At 33.8% G+C, this 23950-nt stretch carries 25 protein-coding genes; 6 read left to right on the top strand and 19 right to left on the bottom strand.

Features of this window, described 5'->3' with window-relative positions; genetic code table 11:
- Positions 1–76 precede the first annotated feature (76 nt).
- Positions 77–1630, top strand: a complete 1554-nt coding sequence (locus tag Q0828_RS03065; RefSeq protein ID WP_298417572.1) for an aldehyde dehydrogenase family protein — start codon at positions 77–79, stop codon at positions 1628–1630.
- A 229-nt stretch (positions 1631–1859) separates the two neighbouring features.
- Here the strand turns inward: Q0828_RS03065 and Q0828_RS03060 are convergent, their stop codons facing one another.
- From Q0828_RS03060 to Q0828_RS02970, 19 genes are all read right to left on the bottom strand, one after another.
- Entirely contained in the window at positions 1860–2861 is a 1002-nt protein-coding gene (locus tag Q0828_RS03060) for an acyl-ACP desaturase (RefSeq protein WP_298417570.1), read from the bottom strand.
- Positions 2862–2975: 114 nt separating this feature from the next.
- Positions 2976–3710 carry a metallophosphoesterase gene (locus Q0828_RS03055; RefSeq protein ID WP_298417568.1) on the bottom strand — a complete coding sequence of 245 codons (735 nt, stop codon included), beginning with the start codon at positions 3708–3710 and terminating at the stop codon, positions 2976–2978.
- Positions 3711–3759: 49 nt separating this feature from the next.
- Entirely contained in the window at positions 3760–4665 is a 906-nt protein-coding gene (locus tag Q0828_RS03050; RefSeq protein ID WP_298417567.1) for an ADP-ribosylglycohydrolase family protein, read from the bottom strand.
- Between the two features lie 6 nt (positions 4666–4671).
- On the bottom strand, positions 4672–5502 hold the full coding sequence (locus Q0828_RS03045; RefSeq protein ID WP_298417565.1) for a Sir2 family NAD-dependent protein deacetylase: 831 nt from the start codon (positions 5500–5502) through the stop codon (positions 4672–4674).
- A 10-nt stretch (positions 5503–5512) separates the two neighbouring features.
- The gene (locus Q0828_RS03040; protein ID WP_298417563.1) at positions 5513–6058 is read right to left on the bottom strand and encodes a 2OG-Fe(II) oxygenase; all 546 of its coding nucleotides are present in this window, start codon (positions 6056–6058) and stop codon (positions 5513–5515) included.
- Between the two features lie 56 nt (positions 6059–6114).
- Positions 6115–6654, bottom strand: coding sequence for an RNA 2'-phosphotransferase (locus Q0828_RS03035; protein WP_298417561.1), 540 nt, complete (start codon positions 6652–6654; stop codon positions 6115–6117).
- Positions 6651–7247: a DUF4291 domain-containing protein gene (locus Q0828_RS03030; protein ID WP_298417559.1), complete on the bottom strand. Its 597-nt coding sequence runs from the start codon at positions 7245–7247 to the stop codon at positions 6651–6653. The genes Q0828_RS03035 and Q0828_RS03030 overlap by 4 nt, the downstream gene beginning before the upstream one ends.
- On the bottom strand, positions 7244–7879 hold the full coding sequence (locus Q0828_RS03025; protein ID WP_298417557.1) for a DUF4291 domain-containing protein: 636 nt from the start codon (positions 7877–7879) through the stop codon (positions 7244–7246). Before Q0828_RS03025 ends, Q0828_RS03030 begins: the two co-directional genes overlap by 4 nt.
- Positions 7880–7884: 5 nt before the next feature.
- On the bottom strand, positions 7885–8802 hold the full coding sequence (locus Q0828_RS03020; protein ID WP_298417555.1) for an ADP-ribosylglycohydrolase family protein: 918 nt from the start codon (positions 8800–8802) through the stop codon (positions 7885–7887).
- Positions 8789–9310 carry an O-acetyl-ADP-ribose deacetylase gene (locus Q0828_RS03015; RefSeq protein WP_298417553.1) on the bottom strand — a complete coding sequence of 174 codons (522 nt, stop codon included), beginning with the start codon at positions 9308–9310 and terminating at the stop codon, positions 8789–8791. Before Q0828_RS03015 ends, Q0828_RS03020 begins: the two co-directional genes overlap by 14 nt.
- A gap of 1 nt (position 9311) precedes the next feature.
- Entirely contained in the window at positions 9312–10178 is an 867-nt protein-coding gene (locus Q0828_RS03010; RefSeq protein WP_298417551.1) for an MBL fold metallo-hydrolase, read from the bottom strand.
- Between the two features lie 228 nt (positions 10179–10406).
- The gene (locus Q0828_RS03005) at positions 10407–10958 is read right to left on the bottom strand and encodes an NADAR family protein (RefSeq protein WP_298417549.1); all 552 of its coding nucleotides are present in this window, start codon (positions 10956–10958) and stop codon (positions 10407–10409) included.
- An 86-nt stretch (positions 10959–11044) separates the two neighbouring features.
- Complete coding sequence (locus tag Q0828_RS03000; protein WP_298417547.1) at positions 11045–11995, bottom strand: ADP-ribosylglycohydrolase family protein; 951 nt, start codon at positions 11993–11995, stop codon at positions 11045–11047.
- 345 nt (positions 11996–12340) lie between these two features.
- Positions 12341–13015 carry an NUDIX domain-containing protein gene (locus tag Q0828_RS02995; RefSeq protein WP_298418213.1) on the bottom strand — a complete coding sequence of 225 codons (675 nt, stop codon included), beginning with the start codon at positions 13013–13015 and terminating at the stop codon, positions 12341–12343.
- 19 nt (positions 13016–13034) lie between these two features.
- A complete protein-coding gene (locus Q0828_RS02990; RefSeq protein ID WP_298417545.1) occupies positions 13035–14171 on the bottom strand; it encodes an ATP-binding protein in 1137 nt (378 codons plus the stop codon).
- Complete coding sequence (locus tag Q0828_RS02985) at positions 14168–14797, bottom strand: hypothetical protein (protein WP_298417543.1); 630 nt, start codon at positions 14795–14797, stop codon at positions 14168–14170. Before Q0828_RS02985 ends, Q0828_RS02990 begins: the two co-directional genes overlap by 4 nt.
- Complete coding sequence (locus Q0828_RS02980) at positions 14797–15549, bottom strand: SDR family NAD(P)-dependent oxidoreductase (RefSeq protein WP_298417541.1); 753 nt, start codon at positions 15547–15549, stop codon at positions 14797–14799. Before Q0828_RS02980 ends, Q0828_RS02985 begins: the two co-directional genes overlap by 1 nt.
- A gap of 76 nt (positions 15550–15625) precedes the next feature.
- Positions 15626–16495 (bottom strand): aldo/keto reductase, encoded by an 870-nt coding sequence (locus Q0828_RS02975; RefSeq protein WP_298417539.1) that lies wholly within the window; start codon positions 16493–16495, stop codon positions 15626–15628.
- A gap of 219 nt (positions 16496–16714) precedes the next feature.
- Entirely contained in the window at positions 16715–18547 is a 1833-nt protein-coding gene (locus tag Q0828_RS02970; protein WP_298417537.1) for a sodium:solute symporter family protein, read from the bottom strand.
- A 236-nt stretch (positions 18548–18783) separates the two neighbouring features.
- On the opposite strand from Q0828_RS02970, the gene Q0828_RS02965 reads away from it, so the two are divergent.
- The 5 genes from Q0828_RS02965 to Q0828_RS02945 all read left to right on the top strand — a co-directional run bounded on the left by Q0828_RS02965 (position 18784) and on the right by Q0828_RS02945 (position 23950).
- Positions 18784–19779: a MoxR family ATPase gene (locus tag Q0828_RS02965; RefSeq protein WP_298417536.1), complete on the top strand. Its 996-nt coding sequence runs from the start codon at positions 18784–18786 to the stop codon at positions 19777–19779.
- Positions 19780–19885: 106 nt separating this feature from the next.
- Positions 19886–20752: a DUF58 domain-containing protein gene (locus tag Q0828_RS02960; RefSeq protein ID WP_298417534.1), complete on the top strand. Its 867-nt coding sequence runs from the start codon at positions 19886–19888 to the stop codon at positions 20750–20752.
- Positions 20753–20825: 73 nt separating this feature from the next.
- Positions 20826–22427 carry a hypothetical protein gene (locus tag Q0828_RS02955; RefSeq protein ID WP_298417533.1) on the top strand — a complete coding sequence of 534 codons (1602 nt, stop codon included), beginning with the start codon at positions 20826–20828 and terminating at the stop codon, positions 22425–22427.
- A complete protein-coding gene (locus tag Q0828_RS02950; RefSeq protein WP_298418212.1) occupies positions 22427–23434 on the top strand; it encodes a VWA domain-containing protein in 1008 nt (335 codons plus the stop codon). The genes Q0828_RS02955 and Q0828_RS02950 overlap by 1 nt, the downstream gene beginning before the upstream one ends.
- A gap of 3 nt (positions 23435–23437) precedes the next feature.
- On the top strand, positions 23438–23950 hold the full coding sequence (locus Q0828_RS02945; protein WP_298417532.1) for an NAD(P)H-dependent oxidoreductase: 513 nt from the start codon (positions 23438–23440) through the stop codon (positions 23948–23950).

Below are 23950 nucleotides of genomic sequence, written 5' to 3'. Positions count from 1 at the left end.
CGGAAGAATGAAGATTGCTAGAATTGTGCTATCTTCGCAAAAATTTAACAAAAGAATTAAAAAAAGTTATAAATAAATGGAAGCAGTGACTACTGATTTTGGAATCAAAGAAGCTTTAGCAACGCTAGGCTTAAAAGATATCAACGAAGGAACATCAACAGGTTCAGAAAATTTTTCTAACGGAGAAATTATTGAATCATACTCTCCAGTAGATGGAAAATTGATTGGAAAAGTAAAGTCTTCAACAAAAGAAGACTATGAAAAAGTGATGGAAGCTGCTACTTCAGCTTTTAAAACATGGAGAACAATGCCAGCACCGCAGCGTGGAGAAATTGTACGCCAGTTTGGAGAAAAATTAAGAGAGAAAAAAGAAGCTTTAGGAAAATTGGTTTCTTATGAAATGGGTAAATCATACCAAGAAGGTTTAGGAGAAGTTCAAGAAATGATTGATATCTGTGATTTCGCAGTTGGATTATCACGTCAGCTTCACGGACTTACAATGCATTCTGAGCGTCCAGGACACAGAATGTATGAGCAATATCATCCATTAGGAGTTGTAGGAATCATTTCTGCATTTAACTTTCCAGTAGCAGTTTGGGCTTGGAATACAGCTTTAGCTTGGATTTGTGGAGATGTATGTGTTTGGAAACCATCTGAAAAAACACCAATGTGTGGAGTAGCTTGTCAAAATATTGCTGCTGAGGTTTTTGCTGAAAACAACTTGCCAGAAGGAATTTGCTGTTTAGTAAACGGTGATTATAAAGTAGGAGAATATCTTTCTAAAGACACTCGTATTCCCTTAGTTTCTGCTACAGGTTCAACGCGTATGGGTAAAATAGTGGCGAAAGAAGTTGCAGGACGTTTAGGAAAATCTTTACTGGAATTAGGAGGAAACAATGCAATCATTGTTACACCTGATGCAGATATTAAAATGACTGTTATTGGAGCTGTTTTTGGAGCAGTTGGAACAGCAGGACAACGTTGTACATCAACACGTAGATTAATTATTCATGATTCTATCTATGATAAAGTAAAAGATGCAGTAGTTGCTGCTTATGGACAATTACGTATTGGAAATCCATTAGATGAAAATAATCATGTTGGACCAGTTATCGATAAAGATGCTGTAAAAGGATACCAAGCAGCTTTAGAAAAAGTGGTTGCTGAAGGTGGAAACATCGTTGTTGAAGGTGGTGTTTTAGAAGGCGAAGGATATGAAAGCGGATGTTATGTAAAACCAGCTATTGCTGAAGCAGATAATTCATTCGAGATTGTTCAGCATGAAACATTTGCACCAGTTTTATACTTATTGAAATACTCTGGAGATGTAACCAATGCTTTAGAACTTCAAAATGGAGTTGCACAAGGATTATCATCTGCGATTATGACAAACAACTTACGTGAAGCAGAACGTTTCTTATCTGTTGCAGGATCTGATTGTGGGATTGCCAATGTAAATATTGGAACGTCTGGAGCAGAAATTGGTGGTGCTTTCGGTGGAGAAAAAGATACAGGTGGTGGACGTGAGTCTGGATCTGATGCTTGGAAAATATACATGCGTAGACAAACAAATACAATCAACTACACAACTGAATTGCCATTAGCGCAAGGAATTAAGTTTGATTTGTAGGATAGAGATTAAAAACAAAACTCATAAAAAACTCGCTTTACAAAGAAGCGAGTTTTTTTGTTTTTTATTGAAATATTCAATGATTGAATTCTTTTTTTTGTGTCATCTGAAACTCTATTCGGAATCATATGTCTAGCTGAATCAAATTTGGCTAGAGGTTGTCAGTTATGAATTTATTTCACTAAACAGCACAGCCAACCAAAAATGCGATAGCTGAGCGAATATGAAGCTACATCATTCCGTTGGCTTCAACCCATTTGAATCTTGTAACATCTTCTGGTATTGCAACACGTTCTGCAATACGTGCCATACGATCTGGCAATTTCATTACATAATTTCTAGCTTTCTCAGCAGCATCGTTTAATCCGGTTAATTTATCAATTTCCCAGTATGCATTCAACTTTCTTAAAATATCAATATAATCATGAGTTGTATACACACCTAAACGTTGCGCGGCATTAGAAAAGTTCTCAAAGGCAGTTCCAATAGCTTCTCCTGATTCACGAACAAATTGTGCAGGCATTACAATCTTTTTTCGCATCATATCTTCAAACGCTAGCATCATTTCACTTGGATCATAGTTAAAGATTGTTTTCACAAACTCTCTATATGCCAAATGGTGTCTCATTTCATCACCAGCAATGATATTACACATTTTTCCAAGCAATACATTTCCTGATTTCTTAGCCAACTTTCCAACACGCTTGTGTGAAATATTCGTAGCTAATTCTTGAAAACTAGTATATACGAAGTTTCTATACGGATCATTTGCAGTTCCGATATCAAATCCATCGTTAATCAAATGTTGCGTTGTAATTTCAATTTCGCGCATATCTACACGACCTGATAAATACAAATATTTGTTTAGGACATCACCATGACGATTTTCTTCTCCTGTCCAATGGCGAATCCATTTTGCCCAACCATTATCTCTGCCATTTTCTCCATGTTGATTGATTCCTTCAACATCCATTAACCACGATTCGTAGGTTGGTAAAGCTTCTTCTGTAATAGTATCGCCCACAAGGACAACCCATAAATCATATCCTATTTCTTTAGCTTCTTCTCTAATTTGATGAACTTCATCAAAGAAAGTTTCTTTTTGAGAATTTGGTAAAAAATCGGTAGGCTGCCATATTTTTTCTGGCGGAATTAGGTATTTATCCATGTAGCTATCGATTTCTTTCTCGATAGTTTGCATGACTTCTAAACGTATATTTTTTATAGACATTGATGGTTGTTTAATTTTGCAAAAATACCACTAAATATCAACATTTACCTTGCATTTTCAACAATTAACACCTTTATAGTCAATAGAATTTTGATAGTATTGAGAAAATAGACACTATTTGTTGCGCCCTTTTTCGTTTGGATATAATTCAGGAAGCGGATCACTTTGCCAAAATTCTTTCGTATTTATATCTAAAATTGATAGTTTTCCTGTAAAAGCAGCGCCTGTATCAATATCCCACAAATTATGTGCTTTCATAGGCTTGTCTGTTCCGTAATGAATGGTTGGTGTATGACCAACATAAATTTCATTGTACAACGATAATCTTTTAGGTCCGTATTGCGCTCTTTTGATGTTTTCAATGCCAATCTCATCTACTAAAACCGCTGTTTCTATAAGTGTTCTATCAAAATAAAAATTCTTTATGTAAAATTCTTTTTCCACACCATGCATTGATGTGAATCCTGCATGCAAAAACAATCGATTTTGATCATCCAATACATAATTTTCAAGCTGATTGTAAAACGTTATATGTTGTTCTTTATCAAAAGAAATACGATCATAACTTTCAATGGTTTCTTTTCCTCCGTGTTGATACCAAACATCGTTTACATAGCCGTCTAGCAACCATTCATGACACCAAACATCATGATTTCCACGAATGAAAATACATTTTTGTTTTTTGTTTAAGTCGATTAAAAACTCAACAAGCTCAGCAGATTCACTCCAGCCATCTACATAATCGCCCATAAAAATAAGCGTATCCGAAGTGGTCACATTTGCACGTTTTAAAACTTGTATCAACGCTTTTAGTCCTCCGTGAATATCTCCAATAACGAATGTTTTCATGAATTTTTATTTACAGGTAAAAATACTATTTAATTTAACGAATCTAGAATTAATTGATATTTGATAACTTATTAATAATTTCATCTAAACTACTATAACCTGAAAGTGATATTATTTTGTCTTTTAGCGCTATTGGAATACTATTAATACCTATAAAAGCACCCATTATTTGACCAGCAATGGAACAATTTGTATCAGTATCTCCACCAACAGCTATTAATTCTTCAAAAATACTTGTTACAGATTGTGTTTTTATTTTTTGAGCTGCAAAAATTGCTAATGGAATCGAATTTACTACATAGCCATTATTTCCAAGTTCGCCAATATTGGTAATTGATTTGTGCTCTAACTTGTGTAATAGTAATAATCGATCTTTTACATTTGTATCTGGTAATTGTGGGATGATGCATTCAAGTAAAGAACTATGCTGCCAAGAATTTACTATCATTTCTTTGATGCATAAAACAATAGCTAAAGCGCCAACATAAGCTTCTTCATTTTGATGAGTAATATAGCTTATCTCTCTGATTCTTTCTCTAGAAATGTTTTTTAAAAAGGCTACAGGAGCTATTCGCATTGCACTTCCATTTCCTGCAGCAAATTCTCCTTTTCTTCCTGTTTGACTCCAATGAGATCCTGCATTTAATTCTTGTAAGGCTTTCAACGTAGAAGCTCCGATTCCATTGATGCGATTTTCATTGTAATATTTTAGAAAATACGTAACCAATGTTTTCGGAGCCACAGTTGGATCTTCCAAAATAGCTTCGCATGTTGCTAAGGTAAGTTGCGTATCATCTGTAAATTGCCAAATTTTAGTTTTTTTTGGTTCTTTAAAAAGATGAAAGGCCTTTTCATCAGGAAGTGTTTGATTTTCGTAAGCACTTCCCCAAGCATCTCCAATAGCACCTAATAGAATACTTCCTTTAAATTGATTTATAACAATATTTTCAATCATAAACTATTACATGTGACCTTTTAAAATACTATAAAACTCATTTAAAAATGCATCGCTTGTCATTCGAAATGGAATGGCTCTTTTTTTATTTTCAGTAAGTTTTGTAATATTATTGTTTTCCAAATTAACATCTAATACGTAACCACCATAATTAAGAGTTTGCTTTACTAATGCCAAAGGCAATGACGTTGCTCCCGAAGTTCCAATTACGACTAAAACACCAGTGTTTTTAGCAATTCTTAAAGTAGAATCTACTTTGTATAAACGTTCATTGTAGTATTCGTCAAACCATAAAATATTTGGACGTAAAACCGCGCCGCATTTTGGACATTCGAGCTTTTCCCAAGTTTTATCTGTCAATTCCTCATCAATACGATCAATTACAATGTATTTAGGGTATAGATATATAGCTTTAGAACATTCCAAAGAACAACGAACCGTTCGCATGTTTCCATGAATTTCAAATACTTTGTTTCCAGAATTGCCACCACGTTGATGCAATCCGTCAATATTTTGTGTGATGATTGAGAAATCTTCTGGAATTAGTTTTTCAATATCTGCCAATAATGTATGCGAATCATTTGGTAGTGCTTTTTCAAACATTCCTTTTCGGAATAAATTAAATTGCCAAACCTCTTCCTGATTTTTACTAAAATATTTAAAGGTTCCAAATTCTTCTGGTTTGTGGAATTTAGTTCCTTTTACCCAGATTCCGTCCGAACCTCTGTATGTTGGAATTCCGCTTGCTGCAGACAATCCTGCGCCTGTTAAAAATGTGATTTTATTTCTTTTTTCTTTTTGAAAGTTCTCTTTCAATATTTCTTTTAAATTTTCCATGATTCCTTTTTTAGGAATTTAATCTGTACATAATATCTGTTCGAAGTACGTATTTTGTCCCGTTTTTTAAAACGGCACCTTCATGGCGTAAACCGTGTAAAAATAATAGCGCACTTCCTTTTTTAGGGCGAATCGTTGTTCCGGATCGGAACACAGTTTCTCCTCCTTCAAAATCATCGTTTAAATAGATTAAAAAGCTATATTGACTCGCTTCTGTATCGTTTCTGCGATAGCTTCCGTCTCTGTGCATTTTAAATCGATGTCCTTCTTCATATTTATAGAATCGTAGCATTTCGTTTAAACCAAAAGCATAACTATATCCTATTTGTTGTGGAACATATGTTTTTACTTTTTCCCAAAGTATATTGGCATATACTTCATCTTTATACATGACACGTAAGTTGTTTCGAACCATCGTCATTAATACTTGCTTTCCATGCATATTTACTTTGGCTTCTTTATAACCTATTTTTTCACTTATGAGAACCATTTCATCACATTCTTCATGCGATAAAAGGTTGGGAACAACGTATACGTGATCTTCTAGTTTTTCCATGATTTTGATATATAAATTGGTTTCATGTGTGATTCTAAATCAAATTCAGAATAACGTCAGAATTCAATAAACTTTGTTGGTACTTTATCTGTTAACCAAACACCATTTTCCGATTGATAGAATGTATAATTCTGCGCATACATTTCACCACTTTTAATAGTTAAAATGATTGGTTTTCCGCGCCTGCTTCCTACATTGGTGGCAGTTTCTTTATCTTCGCTCAAATGCACATGTTGCCGTGTGCCTTTAATGAGTCCTTTATCTTGAATGGATGTGATAAACTTTTCAACTGTTCCATGATATAGATAGCTTGGTGGTTTTTTAGGTTGAATTCCTAAATCGATATTCACAGAATGTCCTTGACTTGCTCTAATCATTGTTTTATCTTCATTGAAAGTAAAACGTTTTTTATTATTCGTGGCAACCACATATTCTAATTCCTCCATGGAAAGCGAATAGGGTGCTACGTTTATTTTTTTAAGTAAAACGACAACCGAAGTCCAACCGTTTTCATCAAGTGTAATTCCTAGTTTATCAGGATTGTGTCTAAGTATATAACTTAGAAATTTACTAATACTTTTATTTTTTTTACTCATTGTATTCCAATTTTTTGACCAATTTCAGCAGGAATCGGATATATTTTTTCCGAAGGAAGCAATCGTTTGGCTTCTTTGTACTTTCCTGCTTTTCGCAATTGATTTATTTTTTTAACTACTGGTGTATAATCGTCAATACGTTCAATCCATTTTTCATTGAAATCATTAATTAGAAATCGACTAATTCCAACTTGAATGCTGCGAATTTCTAATTTTCCACCTTTTAAGGTTCGTTCAGGATCCCATTGAATATGAACTTTTGCTGTGTCAAATTGTTCTTGCCATTGAGAGGCACTCTTATAAATATTCAAATCAGGATGTGTTAATACACCAATAGTTAAAAGGTGTTCCCAAGCTTCTCGTTTGAGTTTAATTCCTACTATATACTCCTGATTCGATTTTGTTCCATAATTGCTACGTTCCATCAACCATAAAAAAGAAGGCTTTATCCAAGTCATTCTGTTGAAAGAGAATGGTGCTTCAAAACGATTATTTTTGATGGCAGGCACAGCAATTTTTTTATTGTATGCTTGATATACTGTAATCGTTTTACCGTCAAAATGCGCTCTTATTTGTTGATAATTTGATTTCATAACAATTGTAATTTTCGTTGCAATTCGTCACCTTCTGGTACAAAAGGCCGTTCGGCAGGAATCATTAATTTATCTAGTTGATTCGATTTTACAAATTCATATTGTTCGGCTACAAACCCAGAAATATCTTCTATTTCAATAATATCTTCTTTTGCGTACGAACGGATGAATTCGTTTCGAATACCAATTTGAATCGCTCGTCGTTCTAGTTTTGCGCCATATGGATCATGATCTGGATCCCATTGCAAGCGCACATTAGAATTTTGAACAGCTTCTTTCCATGTTTCTTGTGATTCGTATAATTCAGGTTTGAACGAAGAATGTACGGCGTTTTCCAAATATTTTTGAAAGGCCTCCCGTTTTAAGTGAATTGCTAAAACAATTTCTTGTCCAACTTTCGTTCCCCAACCATTTCGATACATCATCCAAAGAAAGTTAGGTTTGATCCATGTCATGCGTTCCAAACTAAATGGTCCGCCAAAAAATTGATTTCTTGCAGCGAAAAGCCCAATTGCTGGTCGATACGATTGATATACGATTATTTTTTCATCATCGTGTTGCGCCATGATGTGATGACCGTTTTGTGGCCATTCGTTATGTTGAGTTATATAGTTTTGTATGTTTAATTTCATGTGTTCTAATTCTTTTGATAAAACTGACTTTCACGCCAATTTTCTACCTTGTTTTTCCAGTCAACTGGAATGTTTTCATCTTTTGTATTCATAATGGTAATTGCACCAACAATTGCACAAATAGTATCTCTATCGCCTAAAGCAGAAACTGCTCTCCAAATTGCTTCTTTAAAGTTTGTTTGATAATGCGCTGCAATCCAAATTGAAATTGGAACTGTGTCTTGCGCAATCATTTTTACACCATTTCCTAAAATTGAAACTACGGTTCTAATATCATAATTTGGAAACACCGTAAGTGATTTTCTGATCTTAGAAGTTGTGTCGCAATTTGGCAATTCAACAACTATTTTTTTGATAAATTCGTTTGGTTCAAGCGTTTTATTCTCTATCAGTAATTGCGTATTGATCGCAGTCGCAATTGCAACAGCCATTGCGCCAACACAACCTTCTTCGTTTGCATGTGTGATTTCAGACGATAGAAAAGCTTGTTTTTTCATTTTCTTTAAATCATCATAAAAATATGCTCCGATTAAACCTGCACGCATTGCACCACCATTTCCCATAGAACCCATTCCGCTAAAAGCTGCTTTTGAAACCTCTTTCCAATTTTCGCCAGCTTCAATCGCACGCATGGTTCTGTGCATGGCAGGTCCGTAACCTCGATTAAAATCTAAATGATAGTTTCTAGCGAATGCTTTCGCAATAAAATCTTGATTGATTTCCCCAAACATTTCCAATGATGTATAGATTGCAATTGCCATTACCGTATCATCTGTGAACTCCCAATTTGTTTGTGGAATCTCACGAAAGTGGATAGCACTGTAAACAGCGCCTTCTGGACCAAAGAAACTTTCGCCAAAAGCGTCACCAATACTATTGCCAAGTAATGATTTTTGTGCTAATTGTAATCTATGTGTGTTCATTTTTTAATAATTTGTGATAAATCTCGTAATTCTCCTGATCGAAACAACAGAAATAGAGTTCATCAATGGTACTTTTATGTTTGTGTGCTGCAACCGTTTTGATTGCAATTTCTGCGGCTAATTGTTTTGGAAACCTATAAATTCCAGTACTTATATTTGGAAAAGCAATGGTTTTGATGTTGTACTCAGTTGCCAAATCCAAACTGTTTTTATAGCAATTTGCTAATAATTCTTCTTTGTCTTTTCCGCCATTATTCCAAACAGGACCAACTGTATGAATTACATAGCCAGAAGGTAATTTCCCAGCGGTTGTAATGACAGCTTTTCCAGTTCTACAGTTTCCTTGTTGTGCTCTAATTTGTTTGCAAGCTTCTAAAATTTCAGCTCCACCTTTTCTATGAATAGCGCCATCAACACCGCCGCCGCCAAGCAATGATGAATTGGCAGCATTGACAATAGCATCAACTTTTACGGTTGTAATATCAGCTTGAATAATTTGTACTTTCATTTTAATTGATTGGCTCTTGCGCCAATATGTTTTTAATAGTATTTCCAATAGGTATTCGATATACAGGAATTTTAATATTGTACTGCTGTATGTGTTTTTTAATTTTGTTGTCTATTTCATATTGATCATATCGTGATGAGAAATGTCCTAAAATCAGTTTATCAATGTTTATATTCGCAATCATTTCAAAAACTTCATATAATGAGCTATGTTTGTTTTTCCACATTTTAGTATTGGTTTCTTCTTTAGTTAAAAATGTTGCTTCGTGTATCAACACTTCACTATTGTGATAACGATCGTAATCATCAATTGGCGTATCTGCTGAATAGGAAAGTATGTTTCGTTTGATTTCATTCGTTAGAAAACCATCTCCACGTTCTTTCTTTATATTTATGAGTTCATCCTTATGTAAATTCGCAAATTCCGATTTGAGTTTCCGTTTGGTTTCAAATACTTTAAAACTTAGACTTTTTAATAAACCAGGTTGTACTACATGACCATTTTCAATGGCTTCTACTTGAATGGTGTTTTTTGTAGCAATGATTGATTTATCTTCTATTTCTTGCCAATTTGTTCCTGTATTATGCGGATCAAACTTGGTAAAAAACTCTTTTAAAAACGGAAATGAACCTGAATCTTTTGGATAGTAAATCGTAGGTTTTAATCCTGCAAATAATTGATTGAATTGTAATAAACCTGTCAAGTGATCTCTATCGGCATGAGAGATAAATGCATGTTTTATCTTTCCTGCTTTTCCCAATAAACTAGAACAAACACCATCGCCTGCGTCAAATAATATTCCTAATTCTTCTATAAAATACCAAGTAGCATATAATGCCGTTGAGTATCCGTGTATAGTGAGTTTCATTTTTTTATTTAATTTAAAAATAACCTTTTAGCTCCTGTTTTATTCGTTCTTTTCTTTGCTTGCCCAAAGAAAATGAACCAAAAGAAACGGCACTTTTATGAGATGTTTTTACTTCTTTTCCTGAAGAAGTAAAACCGTACTTTAACTCCTAAATTTCTTCCAAGGTTTCAGAAATTTTTAGCGGAGTTAAACCACTACATTGCATAAAAGGTAACTGACTCTTAACAATTATTTTTTGGTTAATTGCTCTCTAACTTCCATTAAGGCAAAACCTAGTAAATTTTGTCCTCTCCATAAGTTCGGATTGTTTACTTTTTCATTGTTCTGACTCATTCCAATTCCCCAAATACGATCTCTTGGACTGGCTTCTACTAAAATTCTGTTTTTTGTGTTGCATAGAAATTGTTGTAAATTTTTATGTTGTGAAAATTTATGATAATTTCCTTCAACAACACTATTGAATTTATACTTATTCCAAATGATAGGATCAAAGTTTTTGACTTTTCTTCCTAGTTTTTTAGCATCATGTGGATGATGTACGGTTAAAATTTCTTTTCGAATTTCAGTATCGTTAAAAATACGCGCTTTTTCAGCCATCATATAGTGTTCAGCAGTTTTATATACTTCTTTATTTACGATAAATTCAGCTTCCCACCATTGACTGAAGCAGCTTTTGGTAATGCTTCCATCTTTAGAAGGTTGATATCCCCAAAAAAAGAGGAATTTTAACGTCTCCTGTTCGTTGAAGCGTTGTTGTATTTGTTGTAATGTGTGTTTCATGTCTTTTTGTTTTGAGTGCTAAAAATGTCACATCGAGCGCAGTCGAGATGCTATATATTACAATTTAAACCAGAACTATTTACATCTCAATCATCGCGTAAGCTTTCATGGAAACGGTCAATTAGATTGTAAATGTCATCATAACGGGCTAATTGAAATTTCCATGTTTCCGGAATGGCATTAAAGCCATAATATAATCCAGCTAATCCGCCAGCAATTGCGGCAGTAGTATCGGTGTCTTCTCCTAAGTTGACAGCTTTTAAAACGCATGTTTCATACGAATCGGTTGTTAAAAAACACCATAAAGAAGTTTCTAACGAATGCAATACATAACCGCTACCATTTATATGTTCTGAATCGTATTTTGAAATATCTTTTTGTAAAACTTTATGGAAAATATTTGCTTCTTTTTCATTAAAACCTTCTGATTTGATAAAAGCATTTACCATTTCTTTAACTTGAATATATGCTTGAAATTTCTCAATTCCTTTCAATAATAATAAGCAATATTCTACATATATAAAGCATGCTAAAACTGCTCTGAAATGTCCGTGTGTAATAGATGATACTTCTTTTACAATTTTATAGCGTTCTTCTATATTTTTAATAGTTCTCAAAAAATATACAAGCGGAAGTGTACGCATTAATGAACCATTTCCATTATCTTCTTCAAATAGATTTCCAGAAAAATATGCAGATTCACCATTAACAATTCTTGCTAATGAATGCTTAGTTGTTCCGCCAACATCAAACACTTTGAAATGTGCGCCCCAATATCCTTCCTGATACCATTTTACAAAGGTTTTTCCTATATTTTCAATATCATAGCCATTCGATAAACTTTCTGTAAGGCATAAGGTAAGAGAAGTATCGTCAGACCAGGTTCCTGGTGGTTGATTCCAGCACATATAGCCCATCATGTCTTTTACAGGATTTCGTTTTAAACGATCTCTAGACGAGAACTCAACTGGAACACCCAAGGCATCACCTGTGGCAACTCCAACTATTCCTCCTTGTAAGCGTTCTAATAAGTTCATAATTTCTGTTTTTATTGTGATCGTTTATATTTTGATGACTTCCAATGATTTTTTCAAAAGGAATAAAGTCTAAAATCAAATATAATTGAATTCATATTAGCGTTATTTGTACGCAAAAATAGAATGCTTTTTTTGTTTTACAAATTATTTTGTGTAAAATTTACATTAATTTAGTTTTTAAACTAAGAAATTTAGTGATAGAAAAACAGTTTTTAAAACTTTTAGTTCATAATGGCGTATTGTTTTCGCGTGAAGGATGGAGGCTTTGTTGAAGCTCTTTTGTGAGTTCTGTAGAACGAATAAAAAGCGACTGCCGAGAGCCAGACCGTTTACGGCACGCCCAAATTATTTGATATCAAACAAGAAACCTTCTTTTTGAAGCTTGAAGTATTGTTTTTTGTTGAATTTGAACAAATTTGCAGGTCTTCCACGTCCTTCGGAGACTTTTTCGTCGAGTTCTTCAAGAATTTCAAAACTCATAATTTTTTTACGGAAGTTTCTACGGTCTATTTTTTTCTCTAAGATAGTCATGTATAATTTTTCCAAATCAGAGAATAAAAATTTGGTTGATAATAAGTCAAATCCAATAGGTTCGTAGGTTAATTTACTACGTAATCGTGCCTTGGCTTTGTCTAAAATTATATGGTGATCAAAAGCGAGTTTAGGTAATTCGTTGATGGGAAACCATGCCACATCTTGCGCGTCAGTGTCTGCTTTTATTTCATGATGTGAAGGTTTTACTAATGCAAAATAGGCTACAGAAATTACCCGATTTCGAGGATCACGATTCGGTTTTCCGAACGAATACAATTGCTCTAAATAATCAATTGTTACATTAGTTTCTTCTTGTAATTCACGTTCTACGGCAGTTTCTAAGCTCTCATTTTCTAACACCAAACCACCTGGTAATGCCCATGAGCCTTGAAACGGAGCGACTTTTCTTTTGATAAGAAGTACGTTCAATTGATGGTCTTTATACCCAAATACTACGGCGTCAACGGCTACACGAATGTTTTGCATCATGGTACAAAAGTACAAATTAACTGTATTTTATTTTTCGTAAAATTCGAATAGTAGCCTTGTAAAGTTCGTAAATGTCTTTATCATAGGTTTTTAAGAAAGGTTTCGCAGCAGTTAATTTCTTTTTTGCTTCATGAAAACCGTTTAAATAACAAATCATATATGTTGCGGGTAAATTTCGTAAATCGAGATCTTCGTTTTCAGTAAGTTGATTTTTTTTACTTAGCTTTTCTAAAATTGCATTATTACTATTGTAAATATGATGCAAGGTTTTTTTCTCAAATTGTGGCGCTTCAAAAATCAAATCGCTATCAATTGCGTACATTCCATTGGGTTTAAATGTAATGGTTTTTTTCTCTAAAGGATAGTATTTGTATTTATCTTGAAGTCCCAACGGAACATATTCTATAATCGTGAATTCGTCTTCTGTAAATGTGATTTCGACTTGATCTAACGCAGAATAAAACAACTTTACTTGTTCGTTAATCATTTCAATATCAACTCTGGAGTAAAATATTTTGTCTTTCTTTTTTTGTTTGATTCCTGCCCAACATACCACAAATTGTTCTTTGAATACTTGATAATGTGATTCTAAATTTTCATGTTCATTATTAATAAAATTAATCACACTGTCTAATGTCAACTTTATGTTGTTTTGTGCATTATTTTCAATGGTTTGAACAATTTCAGAATTTACATCTTTGATTTCAATGTCAAACATTTTTGGCATAGAAATACTGCCGTCGCGCATAAAAACGGAACCGCCATAATATTTCCAAATATTCTTGCGTAGTGAGGTAATTTGATCGTTTGGACGAATGGTTACTAAACCTACCACTTTTCCTATAGGTAAGTGTGAAAAGTAAATGTTTTCATATTGTACCATTGGTGGATTTGCCAAATACGCATTTACTAAATTCTGAATTTTACTATCGTCAAAAAAGTCGACTCCGACAATTTTATTGTCTTCATCTTCCACGCCAATTACGATAAATGAATTGTTTTTCGGATTGCTATTGGAAAGTGCACAAATATGTTTCAGAAACTTTGCTTTTCCTTCTTTTTCACCAATATTCAATTTTCGCTTTTTGTCATAAAAACTATTCTCGTCATTGTGAGCGAGTAAATTTTTAATCAAAAGGCGTTTATTGATCATAACAATGTGAGTTCTCTTTGAATGTTTTTTCTAGCATTAGCTTCCCACAAATCATAATACTTTTCTGAGTAATAAATTTGTGGACGCTCTAGAAAATGCTGCAATACGTTCTTTCTTCCTTTTTTATACATGAAATTTGGAAACATGGAATATTCTTTGCGAATTTTTTGAGTATACGACTCATAGGTTTCCCAAGCTGTTGCCAAAATTGCCAAATCCCAGTCCAAAAGATAGGCATTATCTTGATTTTGATCATTTATGATTTCATGTTTTTTTGTGGAAATGATCAAATTTGTGCAATTTTCTATTCTTTTCAGATCAATTTTAAGGTTTTTTAATTGATTTTTGGCAAATTTTGCACTTTTCAATTCATTGTTGCTTTTGGTTGCTTTGTATACAATATCATGATACCAAATGGCAAATTGTAGCATATCATAATCTTCTAAATCAGCCTGATCAGTTGAAGCAAAATGCAACATATGACTAATATGATTCAAGTTGTGATAATGACGTTTTTGTTCACTATACGTATCTCTAATTTCCTCCCAGTGATGTTCTAAAAATAGACTGTCATCGGTATATTTAGATGTGAGTTCTTTCCAAAATGTATACAGTCTGTTATGCATTATGATTTCTTAACAATCGTACTAGAAGCTTGCGCCGTACACATTACCATTAAATCAGCAACATTTACATGCGCAGGACGTGATACAATAAAGTATGCAATTTCTGCAATATCTTGTGGTTTTAATGGTTGATAGCCTTGATATACTTTATCAGCTCTATCATCATCACCTTTAAAACGAACATCACTAAATTCAGTTTCTACCAATCCAGGATTGATTGCACCCACGCGAATTCCATGTGCATTTAAGTCAATTCGCATTCCTTGATTCAGTGCGTCTACAGCATGTTTACTAGCGCAATATACATTTCCATTTGGATAGACTTCTTTTCCAGCCGTAGAGCCAATATTTAAAATATGCCCATTTTTTCGTTCCACCATTTGTGGAATAATAGCATTGCTTACATACAATAATCCCTTTACATTAATGTCTAGCATAGCGTCCCAATCGTCCAAATTTCCATTTTGAATTGGATCTAAACCATGTGCATTTCCTGCATTATTGATTAAAATGTCAATCGTTTGAAAGTTTTCTGGTAACGAAGCTACAGCAGCTGCAACCTTTTCTTTAGCACGCACATCAAAATTTAAAGTAAAAACGTCTGTTTGCGAACTTAATTCTTCTTGCAATTCATCTAAACGTTCTTGTCGGCGTCCGCAAAGAATCAAACGAATACTATGTTTTGCAAATTCACGTGCAATCTCACGTCCTATTCCACTTGTTGCACCTGTAATAAAAGCTGTTTTTTTCATATTCATTTCCCGTGAAAACGGGAATCTATTTTAATTAATTCTAATATCTCAATACTCATATCTAACAATTGTGAAACTACGGAACTTTGTGTCCCTGACTTTCTACTAACAGTGTAAACCAATCTTCTAATGATAATTCAATTTCTGTTGCTTTGACAGCATTGGTAATTCGCTCAGGCGTTGTGGTTCCTATTACAGGGTGAATGCCAGCAGGATGTTTTAAAATCCACGCCAAGACCAACTGATCTTTTGTTGCGTTATATTTTTCTGTGAGATTGTCTAAAACGGTATGAATTCTATTTATTTGTTCATTTTTCTCTCTAAACACACTTCCAAGTGGTTGCCAAGCCATTGGAATGATTGAATGTGTAATCATATGATCGAGTGTTCCATTATGCATGGCGTCAAAATCGGTCAATGAAAACTGTATCTGATTAGCCGTAATGGTATTTTTTGTATCCACCATTGTCATTTGTGATGGTGTAAAGTTGGAAACGCCAAATTCTTTGATTTTTCCTTGTGTTTTGAGTTGATCAATTGCTTTGGCAATTTCGTCAGGATGCATCAACGGACTCGGTCTGTGCAATAACAACAGATCTAAATAATCGGTTTGTAAGTTCTTTAAAGAAGTTTCCGCTGACCAAATTATATAATCTGCTGAATAGTCATAATGTTTAATGGTGTTCTGACGATTTTCCGCTTCATATTGAATACCACATTTTGAAATAATTTCTATGCTTTCGCGATCAATTCCGCTTTGCGCGAATGCGTTGCCAAAATCAGCTTCTGTAGTATAACCACCATAAATATCAGCGTGATCAAAGGTGGTAATTCCAGCATTCTTACAATGATGCATCAGGCCAGCCATTTGTGAAGCTAAAAGTTGTTTTCCCCAACTTCCCCAAGTCATGGTGCCAGCTATAATTCTTGAATAATTTGTATGCACAGTATTTTAAGTATCTTAAAGATTTACTGTAAAAGTACAAATTAGATCGTTAGATTTTCTTAGATTTTCAGAAAGTCTGTATAAATATTTTTAGAAAAATTATTTCCTATATTAAGTTGAATCGGTTTCAATGTAGTATAAAGTTGAGTGTAAAAAATATGAAATTCTGATTCACATTTCGACTCTGCTCAATATTCATTTGTAATGATAAATGCGATGTTAAAATATGGTTGCTTTAATCTTTTTCCAGAGTTGTGTTAGAATAAATCCAGAAGCTAATGCAACAATTGTTAAAGTTATGGCATAGGTGTAATCGCCATAAATCCAATAGCCTGTTGCAAACATAATACTGTAAATAAAAACCATAGCAACTAGCATCGCTAAAATACCAGAAGGCACATTCCAAGGTTGTGTATCAGTAACAATTTCAACATTTGCTTCTTTTGCATCTGCAATTGTTTTATTCCAACCAGGTCCGCCAGGTTGTATTTTTTTGTAAAAATTGAATAAAGTCTCTTTCGTCTCTGGTTGTGTTGTAAAAGTGACTGTTAACCAGATAATTGTGGTAATTAGTACAACTATTGGAAATTGAGCATAACTTGGCATAATTCCTTCAACAGTATAACCATTTTGATCTAGATGTGTAAATAAGATTTTTCCAACAATCGTCATTTTAAACAACATAGAAATGACACCAGAAGCTACCATTGCTGAAATTTCACTCCATGCGTTAATTCGCCACCAAAACCAGCGTAAAATAAAAATCAGTCCTGTTCCTGCACCAAACATGATGATAATGTCAAAAAGTTGTCGTGCATTTTGTAAAAACAATGCAAAAATAGCACTCAAAACCATTAAAATAACTGTGGAAATTCGTCCAACATTTACCAATTCTTTTTCAGAAGCTTCTTTATTAATGGTTTGTTTGTAAAAATCATTTACAATGTATGATGATCCCCAATTTAAATGTGTTGAAATGGTTGACATATATGCGGCCACCAAGGAAGCTAATACTAAGCCTAGTAAGCCGCTTGGTAATTTTGTCAACATCGCAGAATAGGCTAAATCGTGCCCTAACTTATCAGTAGGGATATTTGGAAATGCTTCTTGAATGCTCGCAATATTTGGAAAAACAACCAATGAAGCCAATGCTACTAAAATCCATGGCCATGGACGTAATGCATAATGCATAATATTGAAGAAAAATGTAGCGCCAATCGCATGATTTTCATCTTTTGCAGCTAACATTCGTTGTGCAATATAACCACCACCGCCCGGTTCGGCACCTGGAAACCATGAACTCCACCATTGCACTGCTAACGGAATTATGATTAAAGTGATAAGAATTTCTTTATTGCTAAAATCTGGAAAAATATTGAGTTTATCAGCTACATTTTTATGTGTCATTAAATTTTCTAATCCGCCAACTTCAGGAAGTGTTACACAGTAATATGCAGCTCCAATTGCGCCAGCCATTGCTACAAAAAATAATAGGAAATCGGTATATACAACGCCTTTAAAACCTCCAATAGCACTAAAAACTACCGTAATTGCTCCTGCGTATAATACAGTTTCCCAAGGTTCCAACCCGAGCATGACACCACCAATTTTTATCGCGGCAAGCGTAACTCCAGCCATAGCAAATACATTGAAAACCAATCCTAAGTACATTGCGCGAAAGCCTCTGAGAAATTTGGCTGGTTTTCCGCCATAGCGTAATTCGTAAAATTCAATATCTGTGGAAACATTCGATTTTCGCCAGAGTTTTGCATACACAAAAACTGTTAATAATCCTGTAATTAGAAAAGCCCACCACATCCAGTTAGATGAAACTCCATCTTTACGAACAATATCTGTAACAAAATTTGGTGTATCTGTTGAAAATGTAGTGGCAACCATAGAAACTCCTAAAATCCACCACGGCATGCTTCTTCCTGATAAAAAATATTCAGATGTATTTTTTCCAGAAGTTTTAGAGACATAAATTCCAATTCCTAAAACAATAGCAAAGAATCCAAAAATGAAGCTATAATCTAATGTTGTTAATTCCATAAAAACAGTTTAAAAAAGCACAATATAATTCGTAAAATTGCAAAACGAGCACTTTTAAGTTATCAACAAAAAAATGAGATCGTTAGATTTCAATTTAAGTTTTGAGTTTTAAAGGCTTCAATATATAAATTATCCTAAATATTTTAACCAATTATTAACAGCAATAAAGGAATTATTTTAACAATTTGCATCGTTAAAATGTGATTAGTAAATTCACGCCACAAAAAAGTACCTAAATGGAAGAAACAATTGATATTAGAGCTATTAATGAAAAGATAGAAAGAGAGAGTGCATTTGTAGACCTACTTATGTTGGAAATGAACAAAGTAATTGTCGGACAGAGGCACATGGTAGAGCGTTTGTTGATAGGGTTGTTAGGACAAGGACATATTTTGCTAGAAGGTGTGCCTGGTTTAGCAAAAACATTAGCCATCAATACGCTAAGTAAAGCTGTTCAAGGAAGTTTTAGCAGAATACAGTTTACGCCTGATTTACTTCCTGCAGATGTTGTAGGAACGTTGATTTATAATATGAAAGACAACGACTTCTCTATCAAAAAAGGACCAATCTTTGCAAATTTTGTATTGGCAGATGAGATTAACCGTGCGCCAGCAAAAGTGCAATCGGCATTGTTAGAAGCCATGCAGGAAAAGCAAGTTACTATTGGTGATGAAACGTTTATTTTGGATAGACCTTTCTTAGTAATGGCAACACAAAACCCTGTAGAACAAGAAGGAACATATCCGTTACCAGAAGCTCAGGTGGATCGTTTTATGTTGAAAACGGTGATTGATTATCCTAAAATGGATGAAGAACAATTGATCATGCGTGCCAATTTGAAAGGAAGCTTCGAAAAAGTAAACCCTGTAGTTTCTGTGGAGCAAATCTTAAAAGCACAAGAAGCTGTACGTGATGTGTACATGGATGAAAAAATTGAGAAATATATCTTAGATATCATTTTTGCGACACGTTATCCTGAAAAATATAAATTAGAAAACTTAAAACCATTAATCAGTTTTGGAGCTTCGCCTCGTGGAAGTATCAACTTGGCAACGGCTGCAAAATGTTATGCATTTATCAAACGAAGAGGATATGTAATTCCTGAAGATGTACGCGCTGTAGTACATGATGTATTGCGTCACAGAATTGGAATTACGTACGAAGCAGAAGCTGAAAATATCACTTCTGAAGGAATCATTAATGATATTGTAAACGAAATTGAAGTACCGTAGATAGTTGACTTCGTTATTCCTGCGAAGGCAGGAATCTGCTAATTAAACTAAATCGGATACTTAAAAAAATTCTGCATCAAGTGTAGAATGTCCAGTAAACTGAACAATGGATACAAAAGAGTTACTTAAAAAAGTACGAAAAATAGAAATCAAAACGCGCCGTTTGAGCGATCATATTTTTGGAGGAGAATATCATTCTACTTTCAAAGGAAGAGGTATGACGTTTAGCGAAGTGCGTCAGTATCAGTTTGGTGATGATGTACGAAATATTGATTGGAATGTAACCGCACGCTACAACGAACCTTATATTAAAGTGTTTGAAGAAGAGCGCGAACTGACAATGATGTTGATGGTAGATGTTTCAGGATCTGAATTATTTGGAACGAATACACAATTTAAAAATGAAACTATTACAGAGATTTCAGCAACATTGGCATTTTCTGCAATGCAAAACAATGATAAAGTTGGTTTAATTCTGTTTTCAGACGAAGTAGAATTATTCATTCCACCCAAAAAAGGGAAATCACATGTATTGCGAATCATTCGTGAACTGTTAGAATTTACACCAAAAAGTACTAAAACTGATATTTCGCAAGCGTTACGATTCTTATCAAGTGTAATGAAGAAGAAAGCAATTGTTTTTATGTTGTCAGATTTTATTGCAGACGATTACGAACAAACTTTGAAAATTTCTGCAAAAAAGCACGACTTAACAGGAATTAGAATTTACGATAAACGCGAAGAGGAAATTCCAAACCTAGGAATTGTACAAATGCAAGACAACGAAACAGGTGAGAGTATGTTGGTAAACACAGGTTCAAAAACGGTTCGTACAAACTATGCAAAATACTATCAAGAAAAAGTAAACTACTTCAAAGAACTATTTTCAAGAAGTGGAGCAGGCGTTATAAGTACACGTGTTGACGAAAGTTACGTAAAAAAACTATTAGGATATTTTAAACGAAGAGGATAAGCGAATGATGAATACAAAATTAAAAAGATGTACTGTGTTGTTTTCGATTGAAAAATTGAAAACCTGCTTTTTCGTGTGCGCAGTTCTTTTTTCACTCGTTGTTCAAGCACAAAAAGTTGTAGCTGTTGTAGATTCTACACAAATAAAAATAGGAGAAGAAATAAAGCTTTCAATTATCGTAGAAGCAGATTCTACAGCAAGTGTGGTATTTCCGCAAGAAGCAAATGAATTTCTTCCTTTAGAATTGTTAGAAGCTTATAAAGTAGATACTTTAAAGAAAGATGCGAAATATAACCTAACAAGAAAATACGGATTGACACAGTTCGATTCTGGAAAATACTACATTCCAAAACAAAAAATACTCATCAACAAAAAACCATTCTATACAGATTCAATTCGTATTGCTGTGGCAGATGTTCCTGTAGATACATTAAAGCAGAAAATGTTTGAAATCAAAGAATTAGTTTCTGTTGAAAAAGGAAGTAGCAATTGGTGGAAGTGGTTTTTAGGAATTCTAGTATTGTTAGCATTATTTGGAGCTTACTTTTATTACTTTGTATTTCAGCTGAAAGCGAAAGAAAAGAAAAAGAAGAAAAAAGAAATTCCACCATATGATAGAGCTTTATTACAATTAAATGAATTGGATAACTCCACTCTATTATTAAAATCAGAATACAAAAATTACTATTCAGAATTAACAAACATTATACGTCAATATATAGAAGAAGAAGTTCGAATTGATGCCTTAGAAAGCACAACCGCTGAACTTATTCGAAAAATTGAAGCACAAAAACAAGCTGGTTATTTAGATTTAAAAGAGGAAACAATTAAAAGTCTAAAAAATGTATTGCAAACAGCCGATTTGGTAAAATTTGCCAAGTCTAAACCAGATGATGCTATCATAAAAGCAGATCGTAATTTGGTAGAATACATTGTGGTAGAAACCAAAGAAGCAATACCAGAAGTATCTGAAGAAGAACTTAGAAAAGACGAAGAATACAGGTTGCGATTGCTGGAAGAACAACGTAAAAAAAGACGTTTCAGAAATGCAGTTATTGGAGTTGTTGCCATGATTATCACATTTGGTGGGCTCATTGGATATGCAACACTATCATATGTAAAAGAAAACACATATATCGGTCATTCAATGGATGATTTGGTTGATGGTGAATGGATTACAAGTGAATATGGTGCTTCAGGATTTACCATTGCAACACCACAAGTGTTAAAGCGTGTAAGTCCTATCAAAAAACCAGACAGCATTCAATCGCCAGTAAATTCAGAAATATTTCAATATCAAAGTTATTTAGCACCATTTGCAATCAACTTAGAAACACTGACATTTACAGAAAAAATAGAAATTACAGCAGATCAAATTACAGAACAAATTCTAAAACAATACGAAGCCGCTGGTACTACAGACATTGTCGTAAAATATGATGAATATGAATCGCCACGTGGCGTAAAAGGTGTAAAAATGTATGGAAGTGCTACATTTAATGATGTGCAGAATCCATTAGGAACATCGCAAAAAAGAGCGTACGCAGTATATGTGTTTGAAGAAGGAATTGGCGTGCAAATTTTACGCTTAATGTATGCTGTAGATGATGAAGAAGGAAAAAAAGTATTGGATAGAATACTCAACTCAATAACACAAATAGAAGAACAACAATGATGTTAGAAAATTACAGTTTTGCACATCCACAATTCTTTTGGTTGTTATTGGCGTTGCCACTAGCAATCGCTTGGTATATATGGAAAAAACCAAAACAAATGGCATCGGTAAAAATGTCAAGTTTACAAGGTTTCAAAGCTACACCAAGTATTTTGCCAAAATTAAAACCAATATTATTTGGATTGCGTTTACTAGCAATTGTTTCATTAATCATTGCTATTGCGCGTCCGCAAACTAAAGAAGTGTCTACACGTGTCAAAACCAATAACGGAATTGATATCGTAATGGCAATTGATGTTTCGGCAAGTATGTTATCGCGAGACTTAAAGCCAGATCGATTAACAGCGTTGAAAAAAGTAGCAGGAGAATTCATTGACGGACGACCAAGTGATCGTATCGGATTGGTTGTATATGCTGGAGAAAGTTTTACTAAAACACCAATTACAACGGATAAAAATATTATTCAAACTGCTTTAAAAAGTATAAAATATAAAACTGGTGAATTAGTTGGAGGAACTGCTATTGGTATGGGATTGGCAACTGCTGTAAACCGATTAAAAGATAGTGAAACCAAAAGTAAAGTGATTATTCTATTAACAGATGGAGTGAACAATGCTGGATTCATAGAGCCACAAATTGCTTCTGAATTAGCAATTGAATATGGCATAAAAGTATACACCATTGGAATTGGAACCAACGGAATGGCATCCACGCCTTTTGCATTAAACCCGGACGGGACTTTAATGTATAGAAACATGGAAGTGACCATTGATGAAGCATTGCTAAAAACGATTGCTTCAACAACAGGAGGGAAATATTTTAGAGCAACGAATAGTAAAAAATTAGAGCAGATTTATGACGAAATTAATAAGCTCGAAAAAACAGAAATAGAAGAATTCAGATACACTAATTATGAAGAAGAATTTAGAATTTTTGTACTGTTTGCAGGACTCTTGCTATTGTTAGAAATTGTATTACGAAAAACACTATTCAGAAGTTTTATCTAAATCATGAAAACAAAAGGAGTCATCATATTAGGAAGTGCCCGAAGTAAAGGAAACACACATACCATTGTTTCTAAACTTCAAGAAAAAACAGGTTTTGATATCGTAGATTTAAAAACATATCAAATCAATCACTTTGCGTATGATTTAAATAATGAAGATGATTTCAATGCGCTATTTAAGGAATTAACGGCAAACTATGAAACGTTTGTATTTGCAACACCAATCTATTGGTATACGATGAGTGGTGTAATGAAAGTGTTTTTTGATAGAATATCAGACTTTCTATTTGAAGAAAAAGAAATAGGAAGACGCTTGCGACAAAAACGAATGGGCGTCGTAAGTTGTGGATCGGATCAAGAAATAAAAAAAGGTTTTAAAATGCCTTTTGTAGAAAGTGCAAACTATTTAGGTATGGAATATATAGGACATATTCATACATGGATTGAAGATAAAAAAATAACAGAAGATGTGCAGCAACGTATCACAAACTTTGCGAATCAATTGATGGAGAAATAA

Origin of the sequence: uncultured Kordia sp., assembly GCF_947496985.1 — a bacterium.
Taxonomy (GTDB): Bacteria; Bacteroidota; Bacteroidia; order Flavobacteriales; family Flavobacteriaceae; genus Kordia.
The sequence above is the reverse complement of the archived record's forward strand: the minus strand, read 5'-3'. Positions and strand labels throughout refer to the sequence as shown.